The organism is Pontibacter sp. BAB1700, assembly GCF_000277005.1.
In the GTDB taxonomy this organism is placed as follows: Bacteria; Bacteroidota; Bacteroidia; order Cytophagales; family Hymenobacteraceae; genus Pontibacter; species Pontibacter lucknowensis.
The window spans coordinates 1-12,978 of the sequence record NZ_AKIS01000098.1 but is presented as its reverse complement, the minus strand read 5'-3'; the positions used below and the strand labels follow the sequence as shown (position 1 = coordinate 12,978).

Below are 12,978 nucleotides of genomic sequence, written 5' to 3'. Positions count from 1 at the left end.
CTGCGGGCTGGCGAAAAACTGGCACTGGTGGGCGAGAACGGAGCAGGCAAAACCACCCTGGTCAAGCTGTTGGCCCGGCTCTACGAGCCCACTGAGGGCCGCATCCTGCTCGATGGTATAGACTTGCGCGAGTATGACCTGAACGACCTGCGCCACCAGGTGGGCATCATCTTTCAGGATTATGTGCGCTTTCAGATGACCGCCTCTGACAACATTGCCATCGGCCAGATCAGCAACATCAGTGACCGCGACCGCATACAGGGCTCCGCACAGAAAAGCCTGGCCGACCCTGTCATTCAGCGACTGCCTGACGGCTACGAACAGGTGTTGGGCAAGCGCTTCAACAAAGGCGTAGAGCTATCGGGCGGAGAATGGCAAAAGGTGGCGCTGGCCAGGGCCTACATGCGCGACGCACAGCTGCTCATACTCGACGAGCCTACCTCCGCCCTTGATGCCCGTGCCGAACACGAGGTGTTCCTGCGCTTCTCCGAACTGATTGCCGGCAAAACCGCCGTGCTCATCTCTCACCGTTTCTCGACGGTACGCATGGCCGACCGCATTTTGTTTTTGGAGCAAGGGCAACTGAAAGAGCTGGGTTCGCATGAAGAACTCTTGGCGCAGAATGGTAAATACGCAGAACTCTTCACACTGCAAGCAAAGGGTTATCTGTAAGGTATAGGAAGACCTTGTGAGTAGCTACTTCCAATCTGCAATAGGTATAGCTACTGCGCTTCTTTATCGCTGTTTTTGCTCAGATCGATTCTGTGATAGATGGCCAGATTGATGATGTGCCTGCTGTAGAACTGATATCCGGATCTGCGCTGCTGGTACCAATGCTGATAAGCTGCCTCAAACTCCAGGTTATCCAGGATAGCATAGTTTAGGCCAGCATAGACACGGTTTTGATCGAATCTGTTATACAGTATCCTCTTCCCTGCGTTGACAAGGAGTTCATTGTTCACTTTCAGCTTGAGCGGCTGTTCGCGAATCGCTGTCAGCTTATACTCTATCCCTACCCTATACCTAAACCTGTAATTGCTATTATAGCCATTTGTCAGTCTGTCGTCAGAGGCATTTCGGAAATAGCGCTTTTCTGCCCTGTATCGGTGCGCAATGGTCAGGTTGCTTAGGGGTTGGTTATAGTTAAGTTGAAGGTGTGGCCGGAGTTCCGGGATGGTAAGACGCACCAGGGCATCCGGCTCATTCGGACTTTGGAGGAAATACGTAAAACCTGCAGATGCTTCCCAGCCCTCCCCTACTTTCCGGCGAATGCTGTTGCGTACCAAAAACTGATGATGCCTGTCAGGATTGAAGAACCGTCGCTCATGCAATTCTGTGCCAAATGACCATTTGGAATTTAATAAGAGTGTGTTATTATAAGAGTACCAGATCAACTGCTGCTGGGTTACCTGCCGCTGACTAGGCTGGGCCATGGCGTATGCACCCACCGACAACAGGAGAATAACCAGGAATAAAACGCGTGAGGCCATATAGAGCGTAAGGATGGGCAAAGTGTTAGATTATTCTTCTTCCGCCATGAAGTGCCACACCAGTATCACACAGGCCAGACTCAGAATCGCCAGAAAAATCAGGAACAGGTCTTCTCCCATAGTTACGAAGGTATGGTATAAACAGTATGTATACGATTAGCCTGCTCTTCTGTCCCACGTGGAACAGTATTAAAACGGAAAGAAGAACGGGATGATAAGCGAAGCCAATAACCAAAAAAGAATGTTCAGGGGCGTGCCTACCCGAAGGTAATCTACAAATTTATAATTGCCCGGCCCGTAAATCATGGTATTGGTCTGGTAACCCATAGGCGTCATGAAGCTTAGTGAGGCTGCGAAGGTAACCGCCACTAAAAATGGCCGAACGCTTACGCCCATTTCCTTAGCCGCCACTATAGCGATTGGTGCCAGCAAGGCCGCCGTAGCATTGTTCGACATGAAGTTGGTGGACATGAACGTGATAAAGAAAAAAGCTGATAGCAAAGCATGCGGCCCATAACTGCCGATAGAGTCCACCAGAAAACCTGAAAGCAGACCGGCGGCTCCTGTCTTTTCCAGCGCAGTACCCATCGAGAGCACTCCGGCCAACATAAAGATCACCTTCCACTCAATGGCTTTGTAGAGTTCGTCGAGTCGTATACACTTGGTCAGCACCAACAGCACCACACCCACCAGGCGCTCAGCACAATGTGCGCCAGCCCGGTAGCGGCTGTAAACACAACGCCAGCTCCTATCAGCAGTACCGGTATGATCTTACTGTAATCGTATTGGCTTCGCTCCGTCTCAGAAATTAGCAGAATGTCCTCATTGTTGCGAAGGTTCAGGGCCTGGTCTTTGTCGGCGGCAATCAAAAGTACGTCACCGGCCGACAGACGGGTATGGGTAAGCTTTTCGTGCAGAATTTCGTCACGATGTCGTATTGCCACCACTGTGGCGCCATGGTTGTGTGCTCTGAAATCAAGCTGCTTCAAGGACTTATCTACCATGTAGGAGTTAGGCGTCACAATCGCTTCGTAAAGCTTTGTGGAGGTATTGTTCAGGTCTTCTTCTTTTAGCTTCCGCTCTGATTTCAGCTTGATCCCCTTCTCCTCTTTCATCTTTTTGAGCTTCTCCACGTCGCAGCGCACCTTCAGCACATCGCCTACACGCAGCATGGTGTAGGGTGTGGCATTCAGCAAATACTTGTCGCGGGTGATCTGCAGCACGTCTATGTCCAGGTTCTGCACCAGGCTGGAGCTGCTGAGTGGCATACCTGCCGACGGAGACTCAGGCTGGATAACAATCTCAGTCAGATAGTCACCCATATTAAAATCATCGGTCAGGTCATCAGCCAACTTGCGGCTAGGCAGTAAAAAACGACCCGCCAGCAGCATGTACAGCACCCCAATAATCAGGAACCAGACGCCAGCTGCAGTGAGCTCAAACATACCGATAGGGGCCTCACCCTGCGCCTCGGCTATACCACTCACCAGGATGTTAGTGGAGGTACCGATAAGCGTGCATACGCCCCCCAGCAGTGCTCCAAAAGAGAGCGGCATGAGCAATTTGGCCGGGCTGATGCGTGTGTCACGGGCTACTTGTATCACTACGGGCATCAACAGGGCTACTACAGCGGTGTCGTTGATAAATGCGGAAAGCAGACCTGCCACCAGCATGACGGCCAGCAAACAAAGCAGATAGTTACGACGACCTACCCGCGTGAGGAGCACCCCTATGCTGCTTAGTGCGCCCGATTTAAAGATGGCCGTACTGATAACGAACATGCAGGCAACGGTGATGGTGGCAGGATTGCTGAAACCAGCAAGGCCCTCGGCAGGGGTGAGTATGCCAAGCACCATGAAAAGAGACATAACCAGAATGGCCGTCGTGTCGATAGAGAGCTTCTCGCTGACGAAAAGCACTACAGCTACCGCTATCACAGACAGAACTACGCCAATCTCGTACGTCATGCTAGAAAAGTTAAGAACAGGACTGGCCGCATGTGCTGCCAGGTAGAAGGTATAGGCTATACTACCCTGACCGAAACGGGGCAATTGGTAGCTATAACTACATTTATACCTAAACGGTTACAAAAGATAGGGATAAGCGGATAGGAAAAAAATAGCTGAACAAAAAGAAAATAGAGGGGAGCTACGGTGTTATACCATAGATTCGTTTAGCCACTGCTCTGCGGCTTCGCAGGTTTCGAAGGTATGGAGTGGTAAATGACTGCGAGATGCTATTTCGCTTACCTGCAGATTGGCTATTTTGTCAACAGGCATGACATTGGCAATCCGGCTCACTCCGACTGCTTTCATTCTGCGCTGCGATTCTTCGTGCAGACTATTGAGTGGCTGCGGGTGGGTGATCATGGTACGCATATCGACGAGAAGAGTAAAGCCTGAAGAGACCAGTTGCAATGCCTTGTCCCAATCATTCAGGAAATCAGGTACGCTGTCTGCGCTCTTCCAAAAGCCCAATATACTGTAGTAAATTCTGTTCCTGACTCCGTCATAGCCTATCTCGTAGCACTTATTCCGTGCTACATACTGCCTGGTGGTTGCGTCGTTATGGTGCGTTTTACTATCCATGGGAGGTTCTCGTATAGCATACGCAATTGGTTGCCAAACGCATTATACCTATTCAAGGATGAATAGGCTGATAAAGGGCAAAATGGTGCAATTCAGAATTCGGACAGGATATCTTCTGTTTTTAAGGTTGTAACATTCCTTCCAGTTCGTGCACCATACCATTTCGCAAGGTAATGTCTGTCGTGCGCAGCTTCACACCGTTCAGCAGGGTGTTCTCCCTCTTGCGGCACACATACAGTTTTTCTCCTCCATAGGTCTGCAGGTAGCTCCCTTCTTTAAAGTCTGCACCTGTTAGAGCTCCTTTGACCAGGTGCGCGGCCATCATGGAGCGTATCTTCTCTACAGATTGGCCTTTCAGTTCTTGCAAACGTGCTTCTGGGGGCATCAATAAGGTATAAGAGGAGCTACCAGAGAGAGCAGGCGCCATACCAGCAGTGGTCAGTAGCTCGGCCAGCAAGGGCCGCTCGTTGATGACATACTCCATTATAGTGGTCCGCTCCAGGCTGATATTCTGGGCAGCGGCTGGCTTACTAACCAGAAGAAAGGCTAGAATAAGTACTACTCCAAGGTATATATAATATAGTTTCGATTTCATTCGTACAAATGCTTGTCTTTTGCATTTATACGGAATTCACGACCTATCAGCCTGATTTTAAGAAAGAAGAATCAGGCCAATAAAGTGCAATTATACTTCCCCTATAAAAAAGGCAAACGCCAGTTGCTGATTTGCTCAATAAACAAAGGGCCTGCCTTCGGTACTAAAGCTAAGCTTATGACCATACCATACACTGCACCATAAAAGTGGGCATCGTGGTTGATGTTATCACCCATGCGCTTACCTTGGAAGTAAGAGTACATCAGGTATAGAATGCCCAGGATGAAGCCAGGTATACAAAGAATAGCATAAAGGCAGATATCCTGCGTCGGGTAAAAGAGAATGCTCGAAAATACAACAGAAGCAACGCCACCGGAAGCACCTAGGGCACGGTAAGAAGGATCATCGCGATGTTTCAGAAAGGTAGGTATATCAGACACGATAATACCGCCCAGGTAGATCAGCATGTAGATCAGGATACCCGTTACATCCCCGAAAATAGCGCTAAACGTCATTTCAACAGCATTTCCGAAGAAAAACAGTGTGAACATGTTGAAGAACAGGTGGGTATAGTCGGCGTGCAGGAAACCCGAAGTCAGGAAACGATGCCAGGAATTGTCACGCGCAACAGAATAAGGATGAAAGATCCAGTTCTGCATGAGCTCGTGATTTTTCCAGGCATACCACGAAATGCCTACTGTAATGATGATCAGGATGACGGTAACGCTCATTTATATAGAGTTTGAGAATTTAGGAGTTTGTGATTTTAAGAGTTTAGGTAACTGAATTGTAGCGGCGTTATACTGTAATGCTGTTAGGGCTAATACAATCAGCAATTCTAGCTATCCCGCTCCATCAATTGTAGTGCTAAGCCATGTATGGTGGCTTTACGCTCGATTGGTACCTGCACGGCCTCTAAGTGGTACAGTGCCTGCTGGAAGTAGTAATCGATTTGCTGTTCGGTTTGTTTGCGGATGTTGAGCTGGTCGTACACGGCGGTGATGGCCTGTACCTTTTCCTCGGCCGTATCAGCATCGGTTTTGTCACGCCAGTCGAGGATGGTTTGCAGTTGCTCGTTGTTGGCTTGCTCCAGTGCAGTCAGCATCAGGAAGGTCTTTTTGTCTGAGAGGATATCACCGCCTACCTGCTTACCAAATTTGTCTTTGTCGCCATATACATCGAGCAAGTCGTCGCGTAGTTGGAAGGCTATACCTACATTGTCGCCGAATTGCTTCAGGTGCTCGGCGTCGCTGTCAGGGGCTCCCTGCAGAATGGCTCCCAGTTCCAGACTAAAGCCTAAAAGTACCGCCGTCTTGAGCGTGATCATCTGGATGTACTCCTCAATGCTCACCTGCTGGCGGCGCTCAAAGTTCATGTCGAGTTGCTGGCCCTCACATACCTCGGCGGCTGTCTTGCTGAAGAGCTGCAGCACCTTGCCCAGTTTGTCGGGGGCTATACCTAGCATCATTTCGTAGGCGCGTACCAGCATCACGTCACCACTCAGGATAGCGGTGTTGGCATCCCACTTTTCGTGCACGGTGGGGTTGCCGCGGCGCAGTGGGGCCTTGTCCATGATATCGTCGTGCATGAGCGTGAAGTTGTGGAAAACCTCTACGGCCGCAGCGGGCAATAGCACGTTTTCCACATCATCATCATACATTTTTGCAGCCAGAAGCACCAGTAAAGGCCTTATTCGCTTTCCGCCCAAGGACATAATATAGCGGATGGGCTCGTACAATTCCGCAGGCTGTTCGCCATAGCGGAGGGTATTCAGGGTTTGGTTTAGCTGGGTTGAAAGCTGCGTGATATCCACAGGGGTGTTAATGTGTTTTAAGGGTTTCTACCAGTTCCATGTCGATGGTGCGCTCGGCCATGTTGGCGCTCACAATCTCGACCATTACCTCGTCACCAAACGAGATAATGCGCTTCGACTGACGACCAATGATGCGGTAGTTGTTCGCGTCCAGCTCGTAATAGTCGTCGTTCAGACTCGACAGGCGCACCATACCTTCGCACTTGTTCTCTTCAATCTCCACAAATATACCCCATTCTGTCACACCAGACACAATTCCTTTGTATTGGTTGCCGATGGTGTCCTTCATGAACTCCACCTGCTTATACTTAATGGAAGCACGCTCGGCGTCGGCGGCACGTTTCTCCATTTCGGAAGAATGGCGGCAACGCTCTTCGTAGGCCTCTTTGTCTTCTGACTGACCACCGTCCAGATAGTGCTGCAACAAGCGGTGCGCCATCATATCCGGATAGCGACGAATCGGCGACGTGAAGTGTGAGTAGTGGTCAAAGGCCAGACCGAAGTGCCCCTCGGGCTCGGTGCTGTACTTGGCCTTGGCCATCGTACGGATCGCCAGGTTCTGCAGTACGCTTTGCTCCGGCTTGCCCTCGATTTCGTGTGTCAGGTTGTTCAGCTCTTCCGAGATATCGCCGTCTGGATCCACCTTATACCCGAATTTGCGGGCGAAAACAGAGAAAGTATTCAGTTTGTCGGGGTCTGGTGAGCCGTGCGTACGGTATACCATGGTCGGGCGCTTCTTTCCTTTGCCTTTGTTGTAGACAAACTCGGCCACCTTTTTGTTTGCCAACAGCATGAATTCTTCAATCAGCTTGTGCGCGTCTTTGCGCTCTTTCACATAGATGGAAAGCGGCTTGCCATTTTCGTCCAGTTTGAACTTCACCTCCGTGGTTTCGAAGCTGATGGCGCCGTTTTTAAAGCGCTTAGCCTGTAGTTTCTTGGCAATGTTGTTCAGGACATTGATCTCTTCAGCAAAGTCTCCCTCGCCTGTTTCAATGCGTTCCTGCGCCTCTTCGTAAGCAAAGCGGCGGTCGGAGTAAGTTACCGTGCGGCCATACCAGGTATCGTATAGTTTACCGTTGTCGTCGATCTCAAACACTACTGAAAACGTGAATTTCTCTTCGTTTGGTCTGAGTGAGCAAAGGCCGTTTGAGAGCCTCTCAGGCAGCATTGGGATGGTCCTATCCACCAGGTATACCGAAGTGGCTCTGTGGAATGCTTCCTTCTCGAGTAAGCTACGCGGGTGCACGTAATGGGTCACATCGGCAATGTGTACGCCTATTTCCCAATTGCCATTCTCGAGTTTCTGTATCGAGAGGGCATCGTCGAAGTCTTTGGCGTCAGCAGGGTCAATCGTGAAAGTGGTGACGTCGCGCATGTCGCGACGCTTGGCTATTTCGCCAGCCGGTATCTTGTCTGAGATCTGATTGGCTTCTTCTTCCACAGCTTCCGGAAACTCAAACGGTAGTCCGAACTCGGCCATAATGGAGTGAATCTCAGCCTCGTGCTCTCCGGCAGGACCAAACACACGAATTACCTCACCGGTTGGGTTCTTGCCTGGCTCCTTCGGCCATTCTACTATCTTCACGAGTACCTTATCGCCAGCTTCAGCCCCGTTCAGGTTGCGTTCGCCTACAAATACGTCAAAGTAAAGCTTTTTGAAATCAGGCACTACGAAACCGAAGTTTTTGGAAAGCTCCATGATGCCCACCAGTTCGGTGCGGGAGCGCTCAAGCACTTCCACCACAATGCCTTCGGCACGGCCTCCCTGCATGGTCGGCAATACTTCCACTTTCACTAGGTCGCCGTCCATGGCATACTTTAGGTGCTCGCGGAACACGCGTACATCGTCTTCTGTCTCTTCCGACACGATGTAGGCATATTTGCTGTTAGCCAGATCCACACGGCCTGTGATAATGTTCACACGCAGGTTAAGTTGGTACTTGTCGCCGTCTATCAGCAACAACTTATTTTCACGTATCAGGTTCACCAATATGCTTTGCAACTGGTCGCGGCCTTTTTTGTCGACGATGCCTAGCTTGCGGGTAATCTGGCGCTGCGTGAACACTGTGTCGGGGCTGTTGGAGAACATCTCCAGCACGATGCCTTTGGCCGATTTATCTTTACCGCCACCTCTGCGGTCGTCGCCTCTGCGTGAACTGCTTCTGGCCGATGGTTCTCTTCTGGAAGACTCGCCTCTGCGGGAGCCGCCTTTTTCGTTGCGGCTGTCTTTATCTCTGCCGCTTTTGCTTGGTCTTTTACTTCTCATGTATCTTCTTTCTATTGGCCGGTGCAGGTATACAGCACTTCAGGCCATGGCAATCATTGGTTGTAATAGTTTAGCCTCTATACGCCCACAAGGCAGACTAAGGTTAAAGCCAACTTAATTTCAGGTGAATTTATAGAGAAAAGTCTATATATGGGCTATGTGGATGGGTTTATTAATAATGATAGGGGCCTATAGCCAATGCCGTCACTAAAGCAAGTGCCTGTCATTTCGAACCGGGGGTAAGGGCCCTCTATTAGTGAGAAATCTGAAATGTAGCCAGGTTCTTGAGATCAACCAGATCTCTCCATCCTGTCGAGATGACAGTTAAGATATTATTTCTCTTTAATTGACGGCAATAGGGTCTATGCCTGATAGTGCGCTATACCTGATTGCAGAGTTGCTCGCTTCTCCTGTGCCGCCATAATGGCCTCGGGCTCACCACTGGGGATAGCCCGCAGTAAGGCTCGGGTATAATCGTGCTGTGGGTTCTGGAAGAGTTGTGCAGGCATACCCTGTTCCACAATCCTTCCTTCGTGCATGACTATTATGCGGTCGGCCATGTGCTTGGCCACAGCCAGGTCGTGGGTGATGAAGATATAGGTCATGTTGAAATCTCGCTTGAGTTCGTTGAGCAAATTGAGCACCTGCGCCTGCACAGACACATCCAGTGCCGACACTGATTCGTCGCAGATCAACAGCTTGGGTTGCAGTGCCAGGGCCCGTGCAATGGCGATCCGCTGCCGCTGCCCTCCTGAAAAGGCCTGTGGATAACGCTGCGCATACTCTGTCGTAAGTCCTACCTTCTCAAGCAGTTCCGTCATCTTCAAAAGGCGTTCCTTGTCGCTTCCGTGCAGTTTATGCACACGCATAGGCTCCAGGATAGCTCCGCCTACGGTATGCATGGGGTTAAGTGAGGTATAGGGGTCCTGGAAAATCATCTGAAAGTAGCGGCGGTTTTGGCGCAGGGTCGCCGCATCCATGCTGCCGATATCCGCTCCCTCAAACAGTACGCTCCCTGCCGTAGGCTCCACCAGTCGCAGGATAGCCCGACCTAGCGTTGTCTTGCCACTTCCCGACTCTCCTACCAGCGCAATTGTTTCCCCGTGCTTCACATCAAAGCTTACCCCGTCCACGGCTTTCACATGACCTGTGGTGCGGGAAAAGATTCCTTTCTTTATCGGAAAATGCACCTGTAGGTCCTCCACCTGCAGCAATGGAGGTTTCTGGCTGTTGTCGCGCTGCTGTTTTATACCTGCGACTGTGCCTACATAGGCATTCACCACATCCACCAAAGAGGGCTCGTATACCTGTGGCCGCTTCTCGTGAACGTTGCCTTGTGCATCTTCCTCCATGAAATCAGCTACCGTGGGCAGTTTGGCTTGCGACTTAATGCTCAATGTCGGGCGACAGGCCAGCAGGCCTTTGGTATAGGGGTGCTGCGGATTGGTGAAAATATCGAGCACTTTACCTTGCTCCACGATGCGGCCTTTGTACATCACCAGCACGCGGTCGGCTACCTCGGCCACCACTCCCAAATCGTGAGAAATAAACAGCACGGCCATGTTTTGCTTCACCCGCAGCTCGTCGATCAGCGACAGCATGCGGGCCTGCACCGTCACGTCCAAAGCGGTGGTGGGTTCATCGGCAATCAAGATAGCGGGCTCGCAGGCCATGGCCATCGCAATCATCACCCGCTGCTTTTGCCCGCCTGAAATCTGATGTGGATAACTGTCGTAAATTTGCTCCGATCGTGGAAGCTTGGCTTGCTCAAAAAGATGCAGTACGCGTTCCTTTGCCTCTTTTTTAGAAATTTCCAGGTGCCACAGGAGTACCTCCGCCACCTGTTGTCCACAGGTATAGACAGGGTTGAGCGAGGACATTGGATCTTGAAAAATCATCCCCATTTCCTGCCCCCGAATCTGTTGCAATTGCTTCTCCTTTAGCTGTAGCAGGTCTACTCCCCCAAGGCACTGTGACTGAAAAACCGCCTTTCCTCCTACCTGCGCATTCGTGTCAAGCAGTTGCATCAGCGACAATGCCGTCACTGTCTTTCCTGATCCCGATTCACCAACAATCGCCACTGCCTCTCCTGCATATACTGTAAAAGAAACTCCCTCCACCGCATGAACTATCCCTTGGCGTGTCGTGAATGTAGTTTTCAGATCCGTGACCTGCAGTATAGGCGTAGGTATAGACAAAGGTATAGGAATAAGGTGCTTCTGGTAAAAATAAGCTTTTTTGAATGATTGCGATATCTTTCTTGTTTTCGTTTTTCGCAGTATATTTAAGATCGACGCTAAAACATATGGAAAACACTTCTGAAAACACGCTGACTAGCAACAGTACCTCTACCAAAACAAATACTAAAAGCACCATCATTTGGGATCTTGGCGCTGTACTGATCGATTGGAACCCCCATCATCTTTACCGTAAGATCTTTGATGACGAAGCACAGATGCTGCACTTCTTGGAGAATGTCTGCACGTTTGAGTGGAACGAGGAACAGGATGGCGGCCGCACGATACAGGAAGCCAATGAATACCTGATCGCAAAGCATCCCGAGCACGAAGAGCATATCAAAGCCTACTACGGTCGTTGGGAAGAAATGCTGGGTGGCCCGATTGAGGCACTGTCGAGATCTTCAGGGAGATGAAGAACCGTGGCGAACATAAGTTATATGCTCTCACCAACTGGTCAGCAGAGCTCTTCCCAATTGCGCTGGAGCGTTATGATTTTCTCAGCTGGTTCGATGGGATTGTTGTTTCGGGTACTGAAAAAGACCGCAAGCCCAATCACAGTTTTTACCATACCTTGCTCAACAGGTATAAGCTGCAGCCTGCCGAAGCACTTTTCATTGATGACAACCTGCGCAATATAAAAGCTGCCGAGCAATTAGGTATAGAATCGATTCATTTTACTTCTCCTGAGGACTTGAGGGTGAGGTTGGAGCGCTTGGGTATCTTATAAGACCTTCTGAAGGTAGCAATAAAAGAGGCGGCTGCTCCATGTGGAGCAGCCGCCTCTCTGTTTACTTATACCTATACCTTAGAATCCCTGTTGCTCAGCCGCTGGTTGCTTAGCTGGCTCATCATAATGTGCGAAGAAGCGCTTCTGATTAAAGAGGATGATCAGTACACCAATGAAGATAGCCGAGTCTGCTACATTAAAAATTGGCCATAAGGACATGGGCTTGCCGCCTAAAATAGGCATCCAATTCGGAACGATACCTTCCCAGATATCAAAATAAAACATATCTATTACCTGCCCATGGAACCATGGGGTTGGAGAGCCATACGGATGGTTGTCGAACAGCACTCCATAAAACGTACTATCGATCAGGTTGCCGATAGCGCCGCCCAGTATCAGGCCGATGCACCAGATCAAGCCTTTCGGTGCTTTCGTTTTTACCAAATGGTAGATGTAATAGGCAATACCGAACACCGCCACTAGTCGGAACAAAGACAGAATCAGCTTGCCGTAATCAGAGCCGAGCTGCACACCAAAGGCCATACCCGGGTTGAGGGTATAGTGCAGCTTCAACCAGTCGCCCAGGAGCACGATCTCGCCTGGCATACCCATTTCCATGTTGTAATGCACGATAAGCTTCACAGCTTGGTCGATGATGATGACGATCAGGGCCACCAGGTAGTACTTCCAATATTTCATGTTTCGTCAATTAGGCTGCAGGAGCTCTGTTGCGCCGCTGCAGGATAAAGGTATAAGGTATAGCCCCGGCCATTTCATAGAGCCGGGGCTTGCAATTTATGCTACTACCGCTTCGGTGCGGATGTGGATGTTCACTTGGTAATCGTCCACTTCAAGGATAGTGCCATCTACCACATGGTCAGCCAGTTCAAGGCTCAAGGCTTGTGTCTCGGCCTGTATGTAGTCGCGGAAGTTTTCCACAGCGGCATTTACCTCAGGCACCGAGGCCTGTAGCACGATGTGTATCTTGTCCTGCACCTCCAAGTTGCTGTCTTTGCGCAGGTTCTGGATACGGTTCACCAGTTCGCGGGCAATGCCTTCCTGCTTCAGCTCTTCCGTGATGGTCACGTCGAGCGCCACAGTCAGTTTGCCTTCGCTGGCTACCAACCAACCCGGGATGTCCTCCGAAGAGATTTCCACGTCCTCCGGCGTCAGCACGGCAGTTTCCTCGTCGCTTATCTGCAGTTCGATACCTCCTTCACGCTCCAGGTGGGCGATGTCCTCCTGGTTCATTTGCTGTA

Annotated in this window: 12 protein-coding genes and 1 pseudogene; 3 read left to right on the top strand and 10 right to left on the bottom strand. The window is 50.4% G+C overall.

What is annotated here, in order from left to right; genetic code table 11:
* On the top strand, positions 1-672 hold a 672-nt coding region (locus O71_RS12010), incomplete at its 5' end, for an ABC transporter ATP-binding protein (protein WP_040574227.1).
* Positions 673-722: 50 nt separating this feature from the next.
* Here O71_RS12010 and O71_RS12005 read toward each other — a convergent pair.
* The 8 genes and pseudogenes from O71_RS12005 to O71_RS11970 all read right to left on the bottom strand — a co-directional run bounded on the left by O71_RS12005 (position 723) and on the right by O71_RS11970 (position 10,950).
* A complete protein-coding gene (locus tag O71_RS12005; protein WP_007657082.1) occupies positions 723-1,490 on the bottom strand; it encodes a DUF2490 domain-containing protein in 768 nt (255 codons plus the stop codon).
* Between the two features lie 189 nt (positions 1,491-1,679).
* Positions 1,680-3,358, bottom strand: a pseudogene (locus O71_RS12000) (SLC13 family permease).
* Positions 3,359-3,646: 288 nt separating this feature from the next.
* Entirely contained in the window at positions 3,647-4,078 is a 432-nt protein-coding gene (locus O71_RS11995; protein WP_007657073.1) for a hypothetical protein, read from the bottom strand.
* Positions 4,079-4,199: 121 nt separating this feature from the next.
* The gene (locus tag O71_RS11990; protein ID WP_007657071.1) at positions 4,200-4,673 is read right to left on the bottom strand and encodes a fasciclin domain-containing protein; all 474 of its coding nucleotides are present in this window, start codon (positions 4,671-4,673) and stop codon (positions 4,200-4,202) included.
* A 101-nt stretch (positions 4,674-4,774) separates the two neighbouring features.
* A complete protein-coding gene (locus O71_RS11985; RefSeq protein ID WP_007657069.1) occupies positions 4,775-5,404 on the bottom strand; it encodes a rhomboid family intramembrane serine protease in 630 nt (209 codons plus the stop codon).
* Positions 5,405-5,511: 107 nt separating this feature from the next.
* The gene (locus tag O71_RS11980) at positions 5,512-6,486 is read right to left on the bottom strand and encodes a polyprenyl synthetase family protein (RefSeq protein WP_007657060.1); all 975 of its coding nucleotides are present in this window, start codon (positions 6,484-6,486) and stop codon (positions 5,512-5,514) included.
* 7 nt (positions 6,487-6,493) lie between these two features.
* Positions 6,494-8,752, bottom strand: coding sequence for a ribonuclease R (gene rnr / locus O71_RS11975; protein WP_007657058.1), 2,259 nt, complete (start codon positions 8,750-8,752; stop codon positions 6,494-6,496).
* A gap of 362 nt (positions 8,753-9,114) precedes the next feature.
* Complete coding sequence (locus O71_RS11970) at positions 9,115-10,950, bottom strand: ABC transporter ATP-binding protein (protein WP_007657055.1); 1,836 nt, start codon at positions 10,948-10,950, stop codon at positions 9,115-9,117.
* 107 nt (positions 10,951-11,057) lie between these two features.
* Here O71_RS11970 and O71_RS24660 point away from each other — a divergent pair, with 107 nt between their 5' ends.
* Together O71_RS24660 and O71_RS24655 are read left to right on the top strand one after the other, a co-directional pair.
* The gene (locus O71_RS24660; RefSeq protein WP_202800221.1) at positions 11,058-11,405 is read left to right on the top strand and encodes a hypothetical protein; all 348 of its coding nucleotides are present in this window, start codon (positions 11,058-11,060) and stop codon (positions 11,403-11,405) included.
* The gene (locus O71_RS24655; protein WP_202800220.1) at positions 11,402-11,719 is read left to right on the top strand and encodes an HAD-IA family hydrolase; all 318 of its coding nucleotides are present in this window, start codon (positions 11,402-11,404) and stop codon (positions 11,717-11,719) included. Before O71_RS24660 ends, O71_RS24655 begins: the two co-directional genes overlap by 4 nt.
* Before the next feature lie 78 nt (positions 11,720-11,797).
* Here the strand turns inward: O71_RS24655 and O71_RS11960 are convergent, their stop codons facing one another.
* Together O71_RS11960 and O71_RS11955 are read right to left on the bottom strand one after the other, a co-directional pair.
* The gene (locus tag O71_RS11960) at positions 11,798-12,418 is read right to left on the bottom strand and encodes a lipoprotein signal peptidase (RefSeq protein WP_007657054.1); all 621 of its coding nucleotides are present in this window, start codon (positions 12,416-12,418) and stop codon (positions 11,798-11,800) included.
* Between the two features lie 96 nt (positions 12,419-12,514).
* A partial coding sequence (locus O71_RS11955; RefSeq protein WP_007657053.1) for a DUF5915 domain-containing protein occupies positions 12,515-12,978 on the bottom strand: 464 nt, incomplete at its 5' end.

What these genes read in the sequence shown, in the direction of transcription:
- O71_RS24655 (WP_202800220.1), top strand. Translation starts at nt 11,402, where the DNA reads ATGAAGAACCGTGGCGAACATAAGTTATATGCTCTCACCAACTGGTCA.
- O71_RS24660 (WP_202800221.1), top strand. Translation starts at nt 11,058, where the DNA reads ATGGAAAACACTTCTGAAAACACGCTGACTAGCAACAGTACCTCTACC.
- O71_RS11960 (WP_007657054.1), bottom strand. Translation starts at nt 12,418, where the DNA reads ATGAAATATTGGAAGTACTACCTGGTGGCCCTGATCGTCATCATCATC.
- rnr (WP_007657058.1), bottom strand. Translation starts at nt 8,752, where the DNA reads ATGAGAAGTAAAAGACCAAGCAAAAGCGGCAGAGATAAAGACAGCCGC.
- O71_RS11985 (WP_007657069.1), bottom strand. Translation starts at nt 5,404, where the DNA reads ATGAGCGTTACCGTCATCCTGATCATCATTACAGTAGGCATTTCGTGG.
- O71_RS11990 (WP_007657071.1), bottom strand. Translation starts at nt 4,673, where the DNA reads ATGAAATCGAAACTATATTATATATACCTTGGAGTAGTACTTATTCTA.
- O71_RS12005 (WP_007657082.1), bottom strand. Translation starts at nt 1,490, where the DNA reads ATGGCCTCACGCGTTTTATTCCTGGTTATTCTCCTGTTGTCGGTGGGT.
- O71_RS11995 (WP_007657073.1), bottom strand. Translation starts at nt 4,078, where the DNA reads ATGGATAGTAAAACGCACCATAACGACGCAACCACCAGGCAGTATGTA.